Origin of the sequence: Bacillus sp. FSL M8-0277 (assembly GCF_037975305.1) — a bacterium.
GTDB classification, from domain to species: domain Bacteria; phylum Bacillota; class Bacilli; order Bacillales; family Bacillaceae; genus Bacillus; species Bacillus pumilus.
This window is the reverse complement of record NZ_CP150255.1, coordinates 1,595,950-1,616,089: the sequence shown is the minus strand read 5'-3', so window position 1 is coordinate 1,616,089 and position 20,140 is coordinate 1,595,950. Positions and strand designations below refer to the sequence as shown.

The following is a 20,140-nucleotide window of genomic DNA, read 5'->3' as shown; positions in this document are numbered from 1 at the left end:
CCTAATGTCCTTGAAACATGAATTGGCTGATAGAGATATCATCCATTTCTTTCATTTCAATGGCCTTATGTTCAAGGGAAAACTTTTCATACTGCTTTTCTTTCATTTTTTCAAACTTTTTAAACTCGATGTTTTTTTCAGTTAAATCAGATTGTTTTTCATTCATTTGATGGCGTTTCATGATCACAAGCTGCTGATAATGCTGAATGGTGTTATCTAAATTGGTCACAAATTGCTGATAATGACGCATTTCTTGAACACTCATACCACTTCTCAGCTTTTCTTCTTTGCTTTTTTCCATTAATTCTTTTTTACTCATATTTTCATAGAGCTTTTCAGCGACTTGCTCAAATGCCGAAACGGATTGTTGGTACGCTGCGAGTGACTTGTCTTTTTCACTTTCTTTCAGTTCTAAGAGCTTTTGAAATTTGTATTGATATCTCACTGTTTTTGTCAATCCTCTCTATTCATCAAACCGAGCAATACATTCACACTGTCGTCAATAGATACAGCCTCTTCTACATCCTGCTTCAAAAATGAAATCAGATGAGGATAAGCCTGCATGGCATCATCAATGTCTTTCGAGGAGCCTTTTTTATATGCTCCAATGTTAATGAGGTCTTCAGCGTTTTGATAAGTGGATAAAAGCTGGCGGAACCGGTTGGCCGCCTCCTTGTGATCATGACTTGCGATATTGCTCATAACACGGCTGATACTTTTCAGAATATTGACAGCAGGAAATTGTCCTTTGTTGGCTAAAGCACGATCAAGTACAATGTGGCCATCTAAGATTCCCCTGACTGTATCAGCGATTGGCTCATTCATATCGTCACCATCAACAAGCACTGTGTAAAACGCTGTGATGGAACCAAGCTGATTCGTTCCAGTTCGTTCAAGTAATTTTGGCAGTATAGCGAACACCGAAGGCGTATATCCTTTTGTCGTTGGCGGTTCACCAGTTGCAAGACCGATTTCCCTTTGTGCCATAGCGACCCGTGTAACAGAGTCCATCATGAACATGACGTTTTTGCCTCTGTCTCTAAAATATTCTGCAATAGCTGTTGCTGTATAAGCAGCCTTCATTCTCGTCAGTGCAGGCTGGTCAGAAGTTGCGACGACAACAATCGATCGCTTTAGTCCCTCGGTACCTAAATCCTTTTCAATAAACTCACGAACTTCCCGGCCACGCTCTCCAACAAGGGCAATGACATTGAGGTCTGCTTCTGTCTGCTTAGCAATCATCCCCATTAAGGTACTTTTTCCAACACCACTTCCGGCAAAAATACCGATCCTCTGACCAGTGCCGACTGTAAGCAGACTGTCGATCACTCTGACACCAACGCCCATTTTTTCACGAATAGGTGGCCTGTCCATCGGGTTTGGAGGTGACTGATCTGTCGAAACAGGTGCAAGTCCCTTTGGAAGCATACTGCCGTCCAGCGGTTCACCGAAGGCATCAACAACTTCGCCAATTAACCCAGTCCCAACTTTGACCTTCAGCGACTCACCTGTCGCTTCAACTAGACTTCCTGGTGAAATATTGGATGCTTCTACATAAGGCATGAGCAGAATATTTTCATCTCTAAACCCTACGACCTCTGCTTTTATTGGATCGTGCTTACGCCCCTTTTTATGAATGAGACACACGTCTCCGATAGAACTTTCCGGCCCCTTAGATTCAATCATCAGTCCAACAACTCGATTGACTTTACCAAATCGTTTATAAGGATCTGCGGTTTCAATCGTTTCTTTTAACACATCGATGTTCATTTGTGATCACCTGAATCAATGACTTCTAGTAGCTTTTCTTTCAACTGATTCATTTGTGTATCAACACTCGCTTCCACTTTTCCAAAGCTTGTTTCTACGTAACAAGTCCCTTTTGGCGCTTTTTCATCCGAGTAAATGGCAAGGTGTGTATCCTTTTGAAGGATTCTGATTAATTCGTCTTTATACTCCATCACATGATCGTAATGTTCAGGGTCAACATAGATGGAAATATCGTCATATTCTTTCACTTCAGAAATGACCTGCTTCACGAGAGCCAAAAATTGATCTTTCGTGTCCTCAGCCGAGTACCAAACACGTTTGGCGAGTTCAAAAGCCAGTTCCACAATTTTTTCTGCGGAGCTTTCAATTTTTTCTTCGTAATCCTGCTTGGCAAGACTGACAATGTCATTTGCTTGATCAAGAATTGATCGGTACTGACTCATCGCATCTGCTTCACCCTTTTGGAAGCCATCTTGGTAACCTGCTTGTTTCGCTTCTTCAATAAGCTGCATTCTTTCTTCTTCAAAATCAGCGCGGCGCTGATTGATTTCAGCCATTGTTTTTTCAAGCTCACTATTTGCTTGTTCTACTATACGGCTTGCTTGATCTTCAGCATCACTTAGTACAAGCTGCGACACTTCTGTTTCATTGACAAGCTCTTCTTCATGATGTTCTTTTTTGAACTCCACTTGCTGCAAAGGAATCGTTTGCCGGCCTTGCTCAGGAATAACAGATGTTTCATGTTTGATAATCCTAGACAATGATATCGTCTCCTCCGCCTCGAGCTATGACGATTTCTCCAGCTTCCTCGAGTCGTCTTACGATGCTGACAATACGGGTTTGTGCTTCCTCGACATCTCTAAGCCGGACAGGTCCCATAAACTCCATTTCTTCTTTGAACGTTTCGACCATTCTCTGTGACATGTTGCGGAAGACAATTTCTTTGACCTCTTCGCTTGCCACTTTGAGTGCAAGCAATAAGTCATCATTTTCAACATCTCTGATCACGCGCTGAATCGCTCTGCTGTCAAGAGTGACAATATCCTCAAAGACAAACATACGTTTCTTAATTTCATCAGCAAGCTCAGGATCTTGAATTTCAAGAGTGTCTAAAATGGTCTTCTCGGTCGCACGGTCTACACCATTTAGTACTTCTACAACCGCTTCGACTCCGCCCGTTTGCGTATAGTCTTGCGTAAAGGTTGAAGAAAGTTTTTGTTCAAGAATGCGTTCCACTTCATTGATGATCTCTGGAGATGTGCGATCCATTAAAGCAATACGTCTCGCAACCTCTGTTTGTACTTCCTCACCTAATTCAGATAAAATCTGCCCTGCTTGAACTGGATCTAAGTAGGAAAGGATGAGCGCAATGGTTTGTGGATGCTCATGCTGGATAAAGTTTAAGATTTGTTCTGGGTCAGCCTTTCGAGCAAAATCAAACGGTTTCACTTGAAGTGAGGATGTTAATCGGTTTAAGATACTATCCGCTTTGTCCTCACCAAGCGCTTTTTCAAGCACTTGTCTTGCGTACATAAGACCGCCTTGTGATATGTAGTCCTGCGCGATGGCGATGCTGTGAAATTCTTCAATGATTTCATCTTTTTTAGCAGTATCTACACTTCGCACATTGGAAATTTCCAATGTTAATTTTTCTATTTCGTCTTCAGACAGATGTTTGTATACAGATGCTGACACCTCTAGCCCTAAGGAAATCATTAGGATTGCTGCTTTTTGTCTGCCTGTTAGTCGATTTGAATCTTTTCTCGACATGTGTATTCCTCCTAATCCTCGGACAGCCAGCTGCGTAGCAATTTAGCAAAGTCTTCTGGTTTATCTTTTGCCATTTTTTCAAGCTGATTTTTCCTCACCATTTCTTCTGTTTCTGGTTCAGTGTCGATATCAGGAACATGAATTGGTGTATGTTCATCAAACTCAAACTCTTCTTCCTCTTCTTTTCTGCGTTTACGCACAAGAAGAATAATGAGAGCGATAATTGCAAGTAGTAGCACACCGCCTACAATATAAACCCAAATTGGAATATTGTTTGATGGGTTTTCTGCTGCAGTTTGCTGTTTACCGTCTAATTTTGATACAGATAAAACAATTTTGTTATCTAAGTCCGCTTGAGTGAGCGCTTGACCATTTGTGTATTCTTTATCAATTGACGTGCTAATGATCGTTGAAAGAATCTTTTTAATATCATCTTGTCTTTCAGCTGTTAAAGAGTTCACATCGTTTGCAGTTGGTGGTTCGACCAATGCTTGAATGCCAACATCTCTAATTTTATAAGGGCTCTCTTTGATATCTTTATGAATGCGGTTGACTTCATAGTTGATACGATCTTCGCTCTTTTCGTAATCTCCGCTACCATTCGCTCCATCGGCGCCTTGATAGTTTGTGACATCATCGTCGCCTGTTCCAGCGGTTCCACCAGCTGCTGCACCATTTCCTGAATAAGTTTCAGCAATCTTTTCAGCGCTGACAGCGATGCCTTGCATGTTTTCTTTATCAACTGGTTCTACAAGGTCTTCTTTTCTTTTCTCTTCAGTAAAATCAATGTCTGTTGTGACCGATACAGCGACTTTTTCTTGACCCATCATTGTTCCCAGCAGCTGTTGAATTTTTCTTTGAAGGTTCTTTTCGATTTCTTCTTTTTTCTGCTGCTGTGCATCCATTCCACTTGCATAGGAATCGGAACTGCTGTTTAAATCGTAGTAGTTGGAATCTTGGTCCATAATGACAATGTTTTCTGTCTTTAAATTCGGTACACTTTTTGAAATAAGATGATAAAGGCCTTTTACTTGCTGCGGCGCGAGCGTGTAGCCACGTTCAACTTGCAGCACAATGGATGCTGATGCATTACTTTGCTCTTCTCCAACAAAAACGGAATCTTTTGGCAGGTTAATCATAACTTTTGAATCTTTGATCCCATCAATCGTGTTGATTAGATTGGATAGTTCTGTCTGAGTTGCGTCTACTTTCAGAACATCAAATTCATTATCTGTTAAACCGAAGCCGGAATTATTCGCAAAGAAGGAGTAATCAATATTCCCTGTCTTAGGGAGACCCTCAGATGCGAGTGTTACTTTTAAAGAGTCGGCCTGCTTTTCTGGAACGAGAATCGTTGTTCCATTATTCGCAAGTTCCGATTTAACGTTTTTGCCATCTAGTTCCTGTTTGATTTGCCCAGCTTCTGCCTCAGACAAATCTCTAAACAATGGAACCATTTTTTCAGAAGAAGCAAAGATGCTAACAACCGTAATAATGATTGCTAGGGCAGCAACGCCGCCAATCATAAGTATTTTTTGTAATTTTGATCGATTTCGCCAAAACTCAACTGTTTTTGTTCTTAATTGCATTAAAGTACGATTCATCTTAACCCCCGGTCATTCCATTCAGTCTTTTTTTGTCCGTCAGCACCTCCTACATCTGCATTCTCATAATCTCTTGGTACGCTTCGACCGCTTTATTTCGAAACTCCGTTGCAGCTGTGAGTGTCACACTCGCTTTTTGCGAGGCAATCATGACTTCATCGAGATTGACATCTTTTCCTTGTGCAAGTGCATTTGTATACTGGTCTGATTTAAGCTGTGATTGATTTAATGCCTCAATGGAATTCTTCAGCACATCAGAGAAATTCGTTTGACTTTTAGGTGCAGCCGCATGAACGGACGATGCATTTGTCAATTCACTTGCTTGCTGAGCAGCTTGAAGCTGGAAAGGAGATATTGCGTTAACCAATTCTTTTCACCTTACTTTCCTATTTCTAAAGCTTTCATCAACATGCTTTTATTCGCATTTAGCGCGGTCACGTTTGCTTCATATGACCTTGAGCTGCTGATGAGGTCAACCATTTCCTTTAATGGATCAACATTAGGTGTTTGAACATATCCATTTTCATTGGCATCGGGATTTGTAGGATCATATTGAAGGTTGAATGGAGTTTCGTCTTCTGTAATCTTCGTTGCTTTCACGCCGTTTCCTAATTTACCGCTCGAATTCATGCTTGAGTTTAATATAGATGAAAACGATTCACCTGACGGCTGTAATGTGACGAGCTTACGTCTATAAGGCTCCCAGTTGCCATCAACCTGTTTCGCTCTTGTTGTATCCATATTTGCAAGGTTAGAGGATACAACGTCCATTCTGAGCCTCTGTGCTGTTAATGCAGAGGCCGAAGCGTTAACGCCTGAAAAAATTGACATCACTTACCTCCTGTCAAAACTGTTTTAAGAGAATTGAATTTTCCACTCATTCTTTCAACCAACGCATTATACTGAATTTGGTTTTTAGCGAGTTCACTCATCTCTTGATCAATATCGACATTATTTCCGTTTTCTTGATATGAAGTACGGTTGCTCGAAACAACTGAATAATTAGACCCTGTTTTAGAAAAATCAATGTGACCTTGGTATGTTTTTTTAGCATCTAACTTGATCGACGCATCGTTTAGCATATCATGAAATGCGACGTTTTTCGACTTGTAGTTCGGTGTGTCTATATTCGCGATATTATTGCTTATGACTTTTTGCTTAACATTCGCTCTGCCCAAGGCATTCTCAAGGTTGCTTATCGTTCCAGAAAATATATCCAAAACCATATACCTCCAATCATATGTATTTCATTCCATTTAATCATGTCGAGATTTGTAAAACCATATGTTCATTGTAAGAAATAATAGGATTAAAGTCTATGATGTATATGTAAAAAAAACTCGTAATATATATCTATTTTACGAATAGGTATAAAGACCTAGATTCAAAGAACTAAGAATTGTAAGGGTTTTCTTGGAAAAAAGAGTGTCATTTTTCGGACAAATCCTCTTTTTTTATAAAAAAAAACCCTTTTCAGCTTGTATTTTGGCTGAAAAGGGTTTTTGATTAATGAGATTTTAAATTTTCAAGTTCAATTAAAAATTTGTTGTTTAACACTTTGATATACGTTCCCTTCATTCCAAGAGAACGAGATTCGATGACGCCTGCACTTTCTAACTTACGTAAGGCGTTCACGATCACTGAACGAGTGATTCCTACACGGTCAGCAATTTTACTTGCCACTAGAAGCCCTTCGTTACCATCAAGTTCTTCAAAGATGTGCTCAATGGCTTCAAGCTCACTATATGAAAGAGAACTAATCGCCATTTGGACAACAGCTTTACTTCTTGCTTCTTCTTCGATTTCCTCTGATTTCTCACGAAGGATCTCCATTCCAACAACTGTTGCACCGTATTCAGCAAGAATTAAATCATCATCTTTGAATGTATCTTGCAAACGAGACAGGATTAACGTCCCTAAACGATCTCCTCCTCCGATAATTGGAACAATGGTTGTCAAACCTGATTCAAATAAATCACGGTTCTCAATCGGGAAAGCTGTATACTCACTGTTAATGTCAAGATTTGAAGATGTTTCAGGGATGTTAAATAGACTTTTTGTATATTCTTCAGGGAACTGACGGTCTTCAAGCATTTTCTTCATACGCGGATTTTCAATCTGCTGGTTGATCGAGTAGCCTAGAAGCTTCCCTCTTCTGCTTAATACGAAAATGTTTGAATCAATGACATCTCTCAACGTTTCTGCCATTTCCTTAAAATTAACTGGTTTCCCCGCTGCATCTTGCAGCATTGAGTTAATAATCCTTGTTTTTTGTAGTAACGCCATATTAATGATCCTCCTAGATTACTTTATTCATTTGTTAAAGTATAAATTGACTTAAGTCTTTGTTATTCGCAATCTTTCCTAGCTTCTCTTCTACATACTGAGGGGTAATGGTCACTGTCCCTAGTGTAATATCAGGCGCCTCAAATGAAAGCTCTTCAAGCAGCTTTTCAAGTATGGTATGAAGCCTTCTTGCACCGATGTTATCTGTCTCCTGATTGACATGATAAGCCACTTCGGCAATCTTATGAATAGCATCGTCAGAAAATTCAAGAGATATACCTTCTGTTTCAAGTAAAGCTTTATATTGCTTTAATAATGCATTATCTGGTTCCGTTAAGATTTTCACAAAGTCTTCGATACTTAATTTATCTAATTCTACACGAATTGGGAAGCGCCCTTGAAGCTCTGGAATCAAATCTGATGGTTTTGCCATATGAAATGCACCTGCTGCTACAAAAAGCACATGGTCTGTTTTCACTGCCCCATATTTCGTCATCACAGTTGAACCTTCTACAATCGGTAAAATATCACGTTGAACCCCTTCACGAGAAACATCTGCAGATGATGCACCACCGCTTTTAGCGATTTTATCGATTTCGTCGATAAAAATAATCCCTTGCTGCTCTGCTTTATAGACAGCTTCTTGACTGACTTCATCCATGTCAATCAGTTTTGAAGCTTCTTCAGCTGTTAACGCCTTTCTTGCTTCTCTGACGGTCAGCTTTCTGCGTTTTTTCTTTTTAGGCATGAGATTGCCGAGCGCATCCTGCATGTTCATGCCCATTTGCTCCATACCCGAGCCCTGAAGCATATCAAACATGGATGGCTGCTGCTCTTCGACTTCGATCGTGACGTAATGATCTTCAAGTTCGCCCATAGCCAGTTGATGAGCGATTCGCTTTCTTGTCGATTCAAGTTCAACTTCTTCACTTGATTGATCTCGATCACGGTCATCTTCATCAGAACCACCAAACAGCATCTCAAAAGGATTTTTCACAGACTGGCTTTTTTTCTTGCCAGGAACAAGTAAATGAACAAGACGTTTATTTGCTTGTTTTTCTGCTTCTTCTTGAACGTCTTTCATCTTTTCTTCTTTGACAATTCGGATCGCTGTCTCAACTAGATCTCTGACCATCGATTCTACATCACGGCCGACGTAACCAACTTCAGTAAACTTCGTCGCTTCCACTTTAATAAAAGGCGCACCAGAAATTTTTGCAATTCTGCGGGCAATCTCTGTTTTCCCCACACCTGTTGGGCCGATCATTAAAATGTTTTTCGGAACGACTTCATCCTTTAGCTTATCATGTAAAAGGCTTCTTCTGTAACGGTTTCTTAAAGCCACCGCCACTGCTTTTTTCGCATCAAGCTGACCAATAATGTATTGATCAAGCTTTTCAACTATCTCTCTTGGGGTGAACGGCTTTTTCTCCATACGTCTCATGTCCTTTCTATTCAAGCTCTTCTAAAGTGATTTGATCGTTCGTGTAGACACAGATTTCTCCAGCGGTTTCAAGAGCTGCCTTTGCAATATCTCTTGCTGTGAGATGATCACCTGCATGTGTTTTGAGTGCTCTCCCGGCGCTAAGCGCATAATTGCCGCCTGAGCCGATGGCCAAAATACCGTCATCTGGTTCGATGACCTCTCCTGTCCCAGAGACAAGCAGGATGCTGTCTTTGTTCATAACGATCAGCATGGCCTCAAGCTGTCTAAGCATCTTGTCACTACGCCATTCTTTTGCTAGTTCTACGGCTGCCCGCTTTAAGTTACCACCATATTCTTCAAGCTTCGTTTCAAACTTTTCAAAGAGTGTAAATGCATCTGCTACTGAACCTGCAAAACCTGCAAGCACCTTGCCTCCGAAAAGACGGCGCACTTTTTTTGCTGTGTGTTTCATCACGACAGCCTGCCCGAAAGTGACTTGACCGTCTCCAGCCATCGCACTTTTTCCTTTGTGTTGAACGGCAAAGATGGTTGTTGCATGAAATGATGACATGAAAAAACCTCCTTTTAGGATCGTTTAAAAGCCCTTGGGTGATGAGACATGTACGTTTTCCTTAAAGAATCTTTTGATACATGCGTGTACACCTGAGTTGATGATAAATTCGAATGACCAAGAAGTTCTTGAACACTTCTCAAATCTGCCCCCTCATTTAAGAGGTGTGTGGCAAAGGTGTGCCTTAACATGTGAGGATGGATATGTAATGTGCCTGACGCCTTTTTCATTAGTTCAGTGAGAATGAATCGAACGCCTCTGTCTGTAAGAGGCGCCCCGCGCTGATTCAAAAACACATATGCATCAGCACGATCATTCCCCTTCGCTTTCAGCTTTAGCCTTCCATCCTCTAAATAAGTGATGAGCGCTTCATGAGCATATGAACCAAAAGGAACATACCGCTGCTTGCTGCCTTTTCCATGAACAAGCACTGTATCCATCGATAAATCAAGATCAGATTCTTTTAATGAACATAACTCACTGACCCTCATACCTGTTGCATAAAGAAGTTCTAAAATCGCTTGGTTTCTTTGCCCAAGCGGTGTGCTGACATCAGAAACTGTAAAAAGCTCTTTCAGTTCCTCTTCATACAAAAATGAAGGAATTCGCTTATCCTGCTTTGGTAAGCTAACGAGTAAAAAAGGATTTTCTTTCACAAGCTGTTCTCTTAATAGAAATTTATAAAAGCTGCGAAGCGCAGAGACTTTCTTACTAATCGTTCTTCTTGTCAGGCCTTTTTCATAAGCTTCTGTTAAATAAATTCTCGTATCTTGATAGGATACCTCTTCAAAACCGTCTATTCCTTGAACGTTCATAAATCTGACAAACTCTTCAATCGCTTCTGTATATCCTGAGATGGTTAAAGCAGAATAGTTTTTTTCAATTTGCAGATATTCAATGAATAAGTGGACAAGACGCTGTTTATTCGTCATTTTTACACCTCTTTAAGGCTTTTAAATGGTATCACATATCTTGCTTTCCGTGCAATGATTTACTACAGAGATTTCGAAATAGTTTGAATAGTTTCGATTGCGCGCTTAGCGTACTCCGCATAACGCTCTTGTTTGTTTTTAATGCGAACACCAAGATCTTTCAACAAACCAAAATTCGCATTCATTGGCTGGAAGCTTTTCTTGTTTGTCGATGTGATGTAATAAGCCATGCTGCCGATCGCTGTTTCCTCCGGAAGTGTCACAAGCTCTTCTCCTTTGACAAAACGAGCGGCGTTAATTCCAGCCACTAGTCCGGAAGCTGCGGACTCGACATAGCCTTCAACGCCTGTCATTTGTCCGGCAAAGAATAGATCTTCTCTATTTTTAAACTGATACGTTGGTTTTAAAAGACTTGGTGAGTTAATGAATGTATTGCGGTGCATCACGCCATAACGAACAATCTCTGCTTCTTCAAGACCTGGAATCAAGCGGAATACTTCCTTTTGGTCGCCCCACTTCAGATGTGTCTGGAAGCCGACGATGTTATATAAAGTGCCTGCTGCATCATCTTGTCTTAATTGAACAACAGCATAAGGTCTTTTTCCTGTTTTCGGATCTTCAAGTCCTACTGGCTTCATCGGACCAAACAACATCGTTTTCTTTCCTCTTTTCGCCATGACTTCAATTGGCATACAGCCTTCAAAGAAGATTTCTTTTTCGAACTCTTTTAATGGCACAGTTTCAGCAGAAATAAGCGCGTCGTAAAAACGATCGAATTCTTCTTCTGTCATTGGACAGTTTAAATAAGCAGCTTCTCCTTTGTCATAACGTGATTTCAAGTACACCTTATCCATATCAATGCTATCTTTCTCTAGGATAGGAGCCGCTGCATCGTAGAAGTACAGATATTCTTCACCAGTTAACGATTTTAATTCTTTTGAAAGTGCTTCAGATGTAAGTGGGCCTGTCGCAATAATTGTTGGACCTTCTGGAATGCTTTGCACTTCTTCTTGAAAAACTGTCACATTCGGGTGATTTTTTACGCGATCAGTAACGTTTGCTGCAAATTCATGACGATCTACTGCAAGCGCTCCGCCAGCAGGAACTGAGCTTTCATCTGCAGCTGCGATAATCGCTGAATCTAAATGACGCATTTCTTCCTTTAATACACCGACCGCATTTGTCAAAGCGTTGGCACGCAGTGAATTGCTGCATACAAGCTCTGCAAATTTATCTGTGTGGTGAGCTGGCGTTTGTTTGACAGGTCTCATTTCATACAAGTTGACTTTAATTCCGCGTTTAGCAATTTGCCATGCCGCTTCACTTCCAGCTAAACCTGCTCCGATCACATTTACAAATTGACTCATTGTACAACTCTCCTATTTCGTAAGTTCTGTTTGATGACATAAAAAAGCAGGTGAACAAGGCTGCTCACCGCTATTTTTGTTGTTCCTCTTTATAATCACAATTCACACATTGAACTTGCATGCCTTTTTTCAGCTTTTTCTCTACAAGCATATTTTCGCATTTTGGACACTTTCTTTCAATCGGTTTGTCCCAAGAGACGAATTCACACTCTGGAAAACGATCACAGCCATAAAAAATGCGGCGCTTCTTAGATTTTCGTTCAACAATGTTTCCTTCATGACATGTCGGGCATTTCACACCAATATCTTTCACAATTGGTTTTGTGTTACGGCAGTCAGGAAAGTTAGAGCAAGCCATGAACTTACCGTATCGACCCATTTTGTACACCATCGGATGTCCACACTCTTCACAGTCAACTCCGGCGTATTCAGGCTCAATCTCAACTTCTTGCATTTCTGCTTCCGCTTTTTCGACCCGTTTTGCAAAGTCTTGATAGAAGCTGTCGATAATACGAACCCATTCGATCGTACCTTCTTCAACGCTATCAAGTTCTTTTTCCATTTTCGCTGTGAATTCCACGTTAATGATTTCAGGGAAGAATTCAATGATTAAGTTGAGAACAATTTCCCCAAGCTCTGTTGGGATAAACCGTTTATTATCAAGTGCGACATAGCCGCGCTTTTGAATCGTATCTAATGTTGGTGCATACGTAGACGGACGGCCTATACCTAGCTCTTCAAGCGTTTTGACAAGTCTTGCCTCCGTGTAGCGCGGAGGCGGCTGCGTGAAGTGCTGTTCAGGTTCGATATCTTTTGAAAGAACCGTATCACCTTCTTTAAGATCAGGCAGCATTTTGTCCTTTTCTTCTAGCTGGTCGTCTTTCCCTTCTACATATACCTTCATGAATCCAGGGAATTTCACTTTGCTTCCGTTAGCACGGAATGTAAGCCCGTTATTATCAAGGTCCACACTCATTGTATCAAGAACAGCCGGCGCCATTTGGCTTGCGACGAATCGTTCCCAAATCAATTTATACAGACGAAGCTGATCTCGGCTTAAAACATGTTTGACATCTGCTGGTTTTCTTAGCGTAGATGTCGGTCTAATGGCTTCGTGAGCATCTTGTGCATTTTCATTCTTTTTAGCGGTTCGTTTTGTTGTATTTAAGAAATTCTTACCGTACGTCTGATCAATGAAAGCAGATACTTCTTCAATCGCCGTATTGGAAATACGTGTTGAGTCCGTTCTCATGTATGTAATGAGTCCGACTGTACCTTCTTTACCAAGATCAATTCCTTCATATAATTGCTGTGCAATCATCATCGTCTTTTTCGCACGGAAGTTTAATTTTCTCGCAGCTTCCTGCTGTAAAGTAGATGTTGTAAACGGAACAGCTGGGTTGCGTTTACGCTCTTTTTTCGTCACTTTCTCTACAGAGAATTTGCTCCCTTTTAGTTTCGAAAGGATTTCTTTTACATCTTCTTTTGTTTTCAGTGGATGCTTTTTGCCATTGACGCCAAAGAAGCTCGCTTCGAAGCTTTCTTTTCCTTTTAGGAATGTACCGTCAATTGTCCAGTATTCTTCTGGTTTAAATTCATTAATTTCATTCTCGCGATCAATAATCAGGCGGAGTGCAACTGATTGAACACGACCAGCACTTAAGCCCTTTTTCACTTTCTTCCATAAAATCGGACTAATTTTATACCCAACGAGACGATCTAAGATCCGTCTTGCCTGCTGTGCATCAACTAAATCCATATTGATCATACGTGGATGCTTAAAGGAATCTTTAATAGCATCTTTTGTAATCTCGTTAAAGACAACGCGGCAGTCAGAAGAGAGGTCAAGGTCAAGGCTATGCGCTAAATGCCAAGCAATCGCTTCTCCCTCTCTATCGGGGTCAGCTGCGAGATAGACTTTCTTTACTTTTTTCGCAGCTGTTTTTAATTCTTTTAATACGGGGCCTTTCCCGCGAATTGTAATATACCTCGGTTCGAAGTCATGCTCAGTGTCAACACCAAGCTGACTTTTCGGTAAATCTCTTATGTGCCCCATTGAAGCCTTTACTTTATACTTTTTACCTAAATAACGCTCAATCGTTTTCGCCTTGGCTGGCGACTCAACGATGACTAAATAATCAGCCATACTCAAAATCCCCCTTAAGAGGTGTTCTCTCTTTATACATTTCACAATTCATATTTATGTTAATTGCACCTATCTAACAGGCAATCATGAAAAATTCTTTATGATGAACATCATTATAAACACGAAAAACAAAGTGTAAACTTAAATCCTCACTATTATTAAATATTCCTATGTCTTTTGTCAAACGATATTTTTATGAGAGTTCAGTATATTGAACGCTGCGGAAGGAGAATTCCTCTAAAATATCCTTCGTTGAATGAACAAGCTTTGCCCCCTGCTGTATAAGTCTGGCTGGACCTGTGGAATTAGGATCAAAGATTGATCCTGCAACCGCAAATACCTCTTTGCCTTGCTCAAGTGCTTGATAGGCGGTAATGAGTGAACCGCTCTTTTCTTTGCACTGAATCACGATGGTTCCACTTGTGAGCGCACTAATTAAACGATTCCTCAAAGGGAAATGCCACTTTTCTGGTTTGACGTAAGGCGGATGCTCAGATAAAAGCAAATGATGCTCGCCCATGTATTCAGCCATTTGCACATGTTCCTTTGGGTATAAGTGCTGAAATCCGCCTGCTATAATACCGATCGTTTTCCCTTTATTCCTAATGCACTCTTTATGTGCAAGTCCATCAATGCCTTTTGCTAAGCCACTGACAATCGTCCACTCTTCCTTTACAAGCTCACCAACAATTTTCTTCACACATGCTTCTCCATAAGACGATGGAACTCGTGTGCCTACTACACCTAAACTTTTTTCTTCATTTAAATACGATATGTTTCCTTTTAGAAATAACACAGGGGGAGGATCATAAATATGTTTTAGTGTGCTGGGATATAAGGGTGATGTGATGGGAATCATGTGAATGTTTTGCTTTAAATAGGCTTGAACGATGTGTTGAAAAATGGGGAATTCTTTTTCTTCGGCTTGTTTTAAGCGGGTAAAGTCGATTGTTTGTAATGATCGATCCTGTTTGAAATGATGTGTTTCTTCATTTATATATAGCTCAGGATCGACTTTCCACCATTTTGTTAACAAAGAGGGTGAGATGAGGCCTTTTAAGCGGTGAAAAATCATTCTTTCGGACACGTTGTACATACCATTCCTCCTGTTTAAGATAGAAAGAAGAAGACTTGTCAAAGAACAAGTCTTCTTGTGTCATTAATGCGTTTTACAAGCTTCAAAGAGATTCTTCTCTTTTAGTACTTTAATCAAAGTTTCTCCCATGACAGATGGTGTCTCTGCCACTTCAATTCCACATTCACGCATTGTTTTTACTTTTTCATCAGCTGTTCCTTTACCACCAGAAATAATGGCACCAGCATGTCCCATGCGTTTTCCTGGAGGCGCCGTTTTACCGCCAATAAAGCCAACAACTGGCTTTGTCATATTTGCTTTTACCCATTCAGCTGCTTCTTCTTCAGCCGTACCGCCAATTTCACCGATCATAATGACAGCATGTGTATCAGGGTCTTCATTGAATGCTTTTAATACATCAATAAAGTTTGTCCCATTGACAGGGTCTCCGCCGATTCCTACAGCTGTCGATTGACCAACGCCAGCTTCTGAAAGCTGATGTACCGCTTCATATGTAAGCGTTCCAGAACGAGAAACAACCCCCACATGACCTTTTTTATGAATGTAGCCTGGCATGATCCCAATCTTACATTCTTCAGGTGTAATGACACCTGGGCAGTTAGGGCCAACAAGTCTTGTCTTTTTCCCTTCCATATACCGTTTTACTTTGACCATGTCAAGTACTGGAATATGTTCTGTAATACAAATGACTAGATTGACTTCTGCATCAACAGCCTCTAAAATGGCATCTGCTGCAAATGGTGCTGGTACATAGATAACAGAAGCATTTGCTCCAGTTGTTTGAACAGCTTCAGATACTGTATTAAATACAGGAACTCCTTCTACTTCAGTTCCACCTTTTCCAGGTGTGACACCGCCAACAATATTTGTTCCGTACTCAATCATTTGTTTTGTATGGAACAATGCGGTTGAACCGGTAATCCCCTGAACAATTACTCTCGTATTTTTATTAATAAATACACTCATTTAGGTTCCCTGCCTTTCTGCTCTACTTGACTAAAGATACAATCTTTTCTGCCCCGTCAGCCATAGACTCAGCAGAAGTGATATTTAAGCCTGAATCGCTCAGGATTTTCTTCCCTAATTCAACGTTTGTTCCTTCAAGACGTACAACGAGTGGTAATGTTAAGCCGACTTGTTTCGTCGCTTCAACGACACCTTCTGCAATGACATCACATTTCATGATGCCGCCAAAAATGTTCACGAAAATCCCTTTTACATTTTGATCAGATAAGATGATTTTAAATGCTTCCGTTACTTTTTCAGCTGTTGCACCGCCGCCAACATCCAGGAAGTTTGCAGGGTCCCCGCCGTAATGCTTGATGATATCCATTGTAGACATCGCAAGACCTGCACCATTGACCATACAGCCAATATTTCCATCTAGAGAAATGTAGCTTAGATCATATTTAGATGCTTCAATTTCTTTTGGATCCTCTTCATCAAGGTCACGGTATTCTAATATATCTTTTTGTCTATATAAGGCATTGCTATCAAAGTTTAATTTCGCATCAAGTGCCATGACTTTTCCATCGCCTGTTACAACAAGTGGATTAATCTCAGCAATTGAACAATCTTTTTCAACGAACGCATTGTAAAGACTTGTCATAAACTTAACAGCTTGGCCAACTAATTTTGTTGGAATATTAATTTTAAACGCTACTTCTCTCGCCTGATAGCCTTGCAATCCAATCGCTGGGTCGATGACCACTTTGACGATTTTTTCTGGCGTTTTTTCTGCTACTTCTTCAATTTCAGTACCACCTTCTTCAGAAGCCATCAATACAATTCTTGATGTCGCTCTGTCCAAAACAAGTCCAACGTAGTACTCCTTTTGAATATCGCAGCCTTCTTCAATAAGTAAGCGTTTTATTTCGCGCCCCTCAGGCCCAGTTTGATGTGTGACAAGTGTTTTGCCGAGCAATTCCTCTGCAAACCCTTTCACTTCATCTTTTGTTTTTGCAATTTTTACCCCGCCTGCTTTACCACGGCCGCCTGCATGAATCTGTGCTTTTACGACATATACAGAGCTTTCTAGCTCTTCTGATGCTTTCACTGCTTCATCAGGTGTAAATGCTACTTTACCATTTGGAACTGAAACCCCATATTTTCTTAGGATTTCTTTTCCTTGGTACTCATGGATATTCATTTCCCATCCTCCCAACATATGTAGAAACAAAAATTATAAAATAGACTGCGCTTTCATTTTAAAGAATAAAAAAGAGAATGTCTAGGGTTCTATGTAAAATCGTAAAATCCTTCTAAACATTCAAACTTTTATTTTATTAAAAATATAAATTTTTCATTCAAAACACTTATTTTACCTTATTTTTTCATTTTTTGATCTAACCTATAGATAAACGAAAATATTTCTGCTACAGTATCGTATAACGCTTCAGGGATCTCCTCATCCAGCGTTAAGTGGCGCATGAGTTCAACTAAATTACGGTCTTCTTGGATAGGAACTCCCGACTTTTTTGCTTCTTCAATAATATGGTCTGCTACATAGCCGCTCCCTGTTGCAACGACTTTTGGCGACTTTTGTTTTTCTTCATCATAATGTAGAGCGACCGCCCTTCTAAGCGGTTTTGAATCCTTCATACTCGTAAGTCCAGCCCTTTCTCGCTGATTTTATGAAAGTGTTCATCTAGAAAGTGAGACGGATCTACTGGCTCTTGTCTCTTCTTTGCTGTAATTCCCGTAAGGCTGTATCCTAAGGCATTTAAATTCTCCCGAACTGCTGGAATCATTGGATTAATGGTTCCTTGAAGTTCATGACCGGTTTCAACTGTAATTGACATGACCTTTTGCTGAATCGTACAGTCGATTAATGTTTCTTCGAGGTTTTCCATGTTTAAGTAAAACATAAGGCGACACTGAGAAATATCAATAGAGCCATCTTTTTTCTTATGTCCTTTTAGAATAAAGGTTAAATCTTGAACACTATGTTTTGAAAAGAGCGGATAAGAGACCATCATTTGGCTGATGGTTTGGTTCTCCTGCTGCACAAATAACTGCCCGTTCAATCTATGAAACAATTGATCGACTTCTTTTTTTACGGGCTCTGGTAAATCGGACTGTCTCACATCATTTAAGACGAGCTTTAATTGGTGAAGCTCCTGATTTTTCACATCCTGGTTGCCTTTTTCGAGTAGTTTCAGCATACCGATTTCGTCACGTACACCTATTGCCTTTTTCATCGTCATGAGTAAATCGAGCACATCGGTTTTATTGCTTAATGCGGGTTCCGTCTGCTGTACCACCTGAGCCAATGCTTTTGCCTCTGTTTTTGACAGGAACGGAAATTCCTTTTGAAGCACAGATGCTTTTGCATCAGGCTGAGATCCAGCCTGCTGAAGCCCTTGCAGCAATGATGTGAGCTGTTTTAAGCTAGGCTCTTGCTGCCCATCTGCGCCTTGTTTTATTAAACTTGTAAGTATCCGCTCAATTTGCTGAGGCGGGATGTGCAGCTCTTTTGGGCTTATTGATTGCTGCACGTTAGATTGAAGAACTTGGGTCGTCTGACGCTCTTGAGCGATTGGAGTTTGGCTATTTTCTTTTGGTTGAGTCAGATTGGGCTGAGGCGTTACAGGTAGACTTCCTCCTTGCTTCGTCGCCCCTTCTCTCGCTGCTAGAAGGACCGATAAGAGCTTTTCTGCATGGACAGACGTCTCAGCATCTATGACTGATCGAACGGCTTGTGTAAGCGCCTGTGTGGCGTCTGAGTGCTTCGGGAGCTGTGTTAAGCGTTCTAGCAGCGCTGTCATATCCTGATGAAGAGCAGAGGATGATTTCACAGCTAAAATGGATTGAAGCACTCCTTCCTGGATCGGCAAGTCTTTCTTTAAAGCAAATAGAAGTGCCTGGAGACCTTTTTTCACATCAGCTCCTTGAAGCTGTTCGATCCACTTCACTGCCGTTTTTAACTCTGTTTCGTTGATAACCGATTTTTCTTTTAAAAAAGCTGTGGCTGTTAGAATGTTTTCAAGTCCGCTTTTCAGAGAGAGACCTTCTAATAGTTTGGCAGCGGCATCCTTTAATGTCTTAGGATCTTGATCAAATTGCTGGACTGGCCTTAGTTTATTGAGGCTGTCTCCACCCTCTTGTTCAAATTGGAACCAATAAAATGCGTCTGCTTTAAGCTGAGCCGCTAGCTGTGCTTTTATTTTTGTTGAGCCTATTTGAACAAGGGCTGTATCATCTCCAAGCATTTTCAGTACTTTACCGAGAATCAGCCGATGCACATTTTCCTTTCCTTCGGTGTTTAATGGCACAGATTCTGCCGCACTTAACCGGCTATTCAATGCTGTATGTATGTCCTCAACTCTTGTCATCACAGGCAGCCTCCTTAGGTCAAAAATTTATGAGATAACGGATTTCACTGGTGCAAACGATAATCGATGGATTGGGGCAGCTCCATGTGTTTGAATGGCAGCCAAATGCTCTTTTGTTCCGTACCCTTTATGTTTTTCAAATTGATACTCAGGGTACTTACGCCCGTATTCTTCCATCATCTGATCTCTTGTCACCTTTGCAATACATGCACCTGCTGCGATGGATGCACTTTTTGCATCTCCTTTGATGATATTCTCCTGGTGAATAGGAAGTGGGAGCGTCATGGCATCTATGAGTAGATAATCAGGTGTATGAGTTAACTGCTCTACCGCTCTCACCATCGCCAGTCTTGATGCCTCGTAAATATTGATTTCATCAATCGTAGCCGCATCAACAATGCCGATACCGATATCAAGTGCTTCTTTTTGGATCAGGTCATAATATGCCAATCTTTTTTTCTCAGATAATTGCTTTGAGTCGTTTAAACCGAGCAGGACTGTATCTTCCTTTAATATGACAGCTGCTGCTACAACGGGGCCTGCCAGTGGTCCTCTTCCTGCTTCATCTATTCCAGCAATACATGTGTATCCCTGCGCCTTAGCATTGTTTTCAAATTGCAGCATCTCATTCCATGCTACATGAAGTTGCTGCTGCTTTTCTCTCTCTTTGTGCCACTTCTCTATCAGTTTTTGGACACTTTTTCTCTTATCATCTTTTACAAGCTCATGAATGTATGACTCGTCTTGCGAATGCTTTTCTATCAGTTCTTTTATTTGTTTCACTGTGTACATAGGCTTTTCGTCAGCCTCCTTCTTTATATCGGCAGTTTTCCGCAAA

The 20,140-nt window shown here is 40.8% G+C and carries 20 protein-coding genes; all 20 read right to left on the bottom strand.

The features are described 5' to 3' along the window. Position 1: 1 nt before the first annotated feature. Positions 2–445, bottom strand: coding sequence for a flagellar export protein FliJ (gene fliJ / locus MKZ05_RS08005; RefSeq protein WP_034620036.1), 444 nt, complete (start codon positions 443–445; stop codon positions 2–4). A gap of 8 nt (positions 446–453) precedes the next feature. Further along, positions 454–1,770: a flagellar protein export ATPase FliI gene (gene fliI, locus MKZ05_RS08000; RefSeq protein ID WP_003212478.1), complete on the bottom strand. Its 1,317-nt coding sequence runs from the start codon at positions 1,768–1,770 to the stop codon at positions 454–456. Continuing rightward, positions 1,767–2,531 carry a flagellar assembly protein FliH gene (gene fliH / locus MKZ05_RS07995; RefSeq protein ID WP_003212485.1) on the bottom strand — a complete coding sequence of 255 codons (765 nt, stop codon included), beginning with the start codon at positions 2,529–2,531 and terminating at the stop codon, positions 1,767–1,769. Before fliH ends, fliI begins: the two co-directional genes overlap by 4 nt. Then, entirely contained in the window at positions 2,524–3,540 is a 1,017-nt protein-coding gene (gene fliG / locus MKZ05_RS07990) for a flagellar motor switch protein FliG (RefSeq protein ID WP_003210883.1), read from the bottom strand. The genes fliH and fliG overlap by 8 nt, the downstream gene beginning before the upstream one ends. A gap of 11 nt (positions 3,541–3,551) precedes the next feature. Beyond that, positions 3,552–5,144 carry a flagellar basal-body MS-ring/collar protein FliF gene (gene fliF, locus MKZ05_RS07985; RefSeq protein ID WP_034619909.1) on the bottom strand — a complete coding sequence of 531 codons (1,593 nt, stop codon included), beginning with the start codon at positions 5,142–5,144 and terminating at the stop codon, positions 3,552–3,554. Between the two features lie 49 nt (positions 5,145–5,193). Next, complete coding sequence (gene fliE / locus MKZ05_RS07980; RefSeq protein WP_003212183.1) at positions 5,194–5,511, bottom strand: flagellar hook-basal body complex protein FliE; 318 nt, start codon at positions 5,509–5,511, stop codon at positions 5,194–5,196. Between the two features lie 11 nt (positions 5,512–5,522). Continuing rightward, positions 5,523–5,975, bottom strand: a complete 453-nt coding sequence (gene flgC, locus MKZ05_RS07975; protein WP_012009953.1) for a flagellar basal body rod protein FlgC — start codon at positions 5,973–5,975, stop codon at positions 5,523–5,525. Then, positions 5,975–6,364, bottom strand: coding sequence for a flagellar basal body rod protein FlgB (gene flgB, locus MKZ05_RS07970; protein WP_012009952.1), 390 nt, complete (start codon positions 6,362–6,364; stop codon positions 5,975–5,977). Before flgB ends, flgC begins: the two co-directional genes overlap by 1 nt. Positions 6,365–6,650: 286 nt before the next feature. After that, positions 6,651–7,430: a GTP-sensing pleiotropic transcriptional regulator CodY gene (gene codY, locus MKZ05_RS07965; protein WP_003210838.1), complete on the bottom strand. Its 780-nt coding sequence runs from the start codon at positions 7,428–7,430 to the stop codon at positions 6,651–6,653. A 34-nt stretch (positions 7,431–7,464) separates the two neighbouring features. After that, positions 7,465–8,865 (bottom strand): HslU--HslV peptidase ATPase subunit, encoded by a 1,401-nt coding sequence (gene hslU, locus MKZ05_RS07960; RefSeq protein ID WP_003211907.1) that lies wholly within the window; start codon positions 8,863–8,865, stop codon positions 7,465–7,467. A 16-nt stretch (positions 8,866–8,881) separates the two neighbouring features. Then, positions 8,882–9,427, bottom strand: coding sequence for an ATP-dependent protease subunit HslV (hslV, locus tag MKZ05_RS07955; RefSeq protein ID WP_003211247.1), 546 nt, complete (start codon positions 9,425–9,427; stop codon positions 8,882–8,884). Between the two features lie 14 nt (positions 9,428–9,441). Further along, complete coding sequence (xerC, locus tag MKZ05_RS07950) at positions 9,442–10,359, bottom strand: tyrosine recombinase XerC (RefSeq protein WP_003211704.1); 918 nt, start codon at positions 10,357–10,359, stop codon at positions 9,442–9,444. A gap of 62 nt (positions 10,360–10,421) precedes the next feature. Next, positions 10,422–11,726 (bottom strand): FADH(2)-oxidizing methylenetetrahydrofolate--tRNA-(uracil(54)-C(5))-methyltransferase TrmFO, encoded by a 1,305-nt coding sequence (gene trmFO, locus MKZ05_RS07945; RefSeq protein WP_003212444.1) that lies wholly within the window; start codon positions 11,724–11,726, stop codon positions 10,422–10,424. Positions 11,727–11,796: 70 nt separating this feature from the next. Beyond that, complete coding sequence (topA, locus tag MKZ05_RS07940; RefSeq protein ID WP_003212237.1) at positions 11,797–13,872, bottom strand: type I DNA topoisomerase; 2,076 nt, start codon at positions 13,870–13,872, stop codon at positions 11,797–11,799. A gap of 193 nt (positions 13,873–14,065) precedes the next feature. After that, positions 14,066–14,968: a DNA-processing protein DprA gene (dprA, locus tag MKZ05_RS07935; RefSeq protein WP_050945050.1), complete on the bottom strand. Its 903-nt coding sequence runs from the start codon at positions 14,966–14,968 to the stop codon at positions 14,066–14,068. Positions 14,969–15,031: 63 nt separating this feature from the next. Then, the gene (gene sucD / locus MKZ05_RS07930) at positions 15,032–15,934 is read right to left on the bottom strand and encodes a succinate--CoA ligase subunit alpha (RefSeq protein WP_339162106.1); all 903 of its coding nucleotides are present in this window, start codon (positions 15,932–15,934) and stop codon (positions 15,032–15,034) included. Between the two features lie 22 nt (positions 15,935–15,956). Then, the gene (sucC, locus tag MKZ05_RS07925; RefSeq protein ID WP_003211841.1) at positions 15,957–17,117 is read right to left on the bottom strand and encodes an ADP-forming succinate--CoA ligase subunit beta; all 1,161 of its coding nucleotides are present in this window, start codon (positions 17,115–17,117) and stop codon (positions 15,957–15,959) included. Between the two features lie 176 nt (positions 17,118–17,293). Then, on the bottom strand, positions 17,294–17,569 hold the full coding sequence (locus MKZ05_RS07920) for a FlhB-like flagellar biosynthesis protein (protein WP_212045858.1): 276 nt from the start codon (positions 17,567–17,569) through the stop codon (positions 17,294–17,296). Beyond that, positions 17,566–19,302, bottom strand: coding sequence for a glycosyltransferase (locus tag MKZ05_RS07915; RefSeq protein ID WP_212045857.1), 1,737 nt, complete (start codon positions 19,300–19,302; stop codon positions 17,566–17,568). The genes MKZ05_RS07920 and MKZ05_RS07915 overlap by 4 nt, the downstream gene beginning before the upstream one ends. 27 nt (positions 19,303–19,329) lie before the next feature. Then, entirely contained in the window at positions 19,330–20,094 is a 765-nt protein-coding gene (locus MKZ05_RS07910; RefSeq protein ID WP_003210902.1) for a ribonuclease HII, read from the bottom strand. Positions 20,095–20,140: the final 46 nt, after the last annotated feature.

Bases quoted from the DNA above. Each gene is read 5' to 3' on its own strand.
- sucD (WP_339162106.1), bottom strand. From the start codon at position 15,934: ATGAGTGTATTTATTAATAAAAATACGAGAGTAATTGTTCAGGGGATT.
- dprA (WP_050945050.1), bottom strand. From the start codon at position 14,968: ATGTACAACGTGTCCGAAAGAATGATTTTTCACCGCTTAAAAGGCCTC.
- MKZ05_RS07920 (WP_212045858.1), bottom strand. From the start codon at position 17,569: ATGAAGGATTCAAAACCGCTTAGAAGGGCGGTCGCTCTACATTATGAT.
- xerC (WP_003211704.1), bottom strand. From the start codon at position 10,359: ATGACGAATAAACAGCGTCTTGTCCACTTATTCATTGAATATCTGCAA.
- fliF (WP_034619909.1), bottom strand. From the start codon at position 5,144: ATGAATCGTACTTTAATGCAATTAAGAACAAAAACAGTTGAGTTTTGG.
- fliI (WP_003212478.1), bottom strand. From the start codon at position 1,770: ATGAACATCGATGTGTTAAAAGAAACGATTGAAACCGCAGATCCTTAT.
- hslU (WP_003211907.1), bottom strand. From the start codon at position 8,865: ATGGAGAAAAAGCCGTTCACCCCAAGAGAGATAGTTGAAAAGCTTGAT.
- MKZ05_RS07915 (WP_212045857.1), bottom strand. From the start codon at position 19,302: ATGACAAGAGTTGAGGACATACATACAGCATTGAATAGCCGGTTAAGT.
- sucC (WP_003211841.1), bottom strand. From the start codon at position 17,117: ATGAATATCCATGAGTACCAAGGAAAAGAAATCCTAAGAAAATATGGG.
- flgC (WP_012009953.1), bottom strand. From the start codon at position 5,975: ATGTCAATTTTTTCAGGCGTTAACGCTTCGGCCTCTGCATTAACAGCA.
- codY (WP_003210838.1), bottom strand. From the start codon at position 7,430: ATGGCGTTACTACAAAAAACAAGGATTATTAACTCAATGCTGCAAGAT.
- fliG (WP_003210883.1), bottom strand. From the start codon at position 3,540: ATGTCGAGAAAAGATTCAAATCGACTAACAGGCAGACAAAAAGCAGCA.
- trmFO (WP_003212444.1), bottom strand. From the start codon at position 11,726: ATGAGTCAATTTGTAAATGTGATCGGAGCAGGTTTAGCTGGAAGTGAA.
- hslV (WP_003211247.1), bottom strand. From the start codon at position 9,427: ATGTCATCATTTCATGCAACAACCATCTTTGCCGTTCAACACAAAGGA.
- MKZ05_RS07910 (WP_003210902.1), bottom strand. From the start codon at position 20,094: ATGTACACAGTGAAACAAATAAAAGAACTGATAGAAAAGCATTCGCAA.
- topA (WP_003212237.1), bottom strand. From the start codon at position 13,872: ATGGCTGATTATTTAGTCATCGTTGAGTCGCCAGCCAAGGCGAAAACG.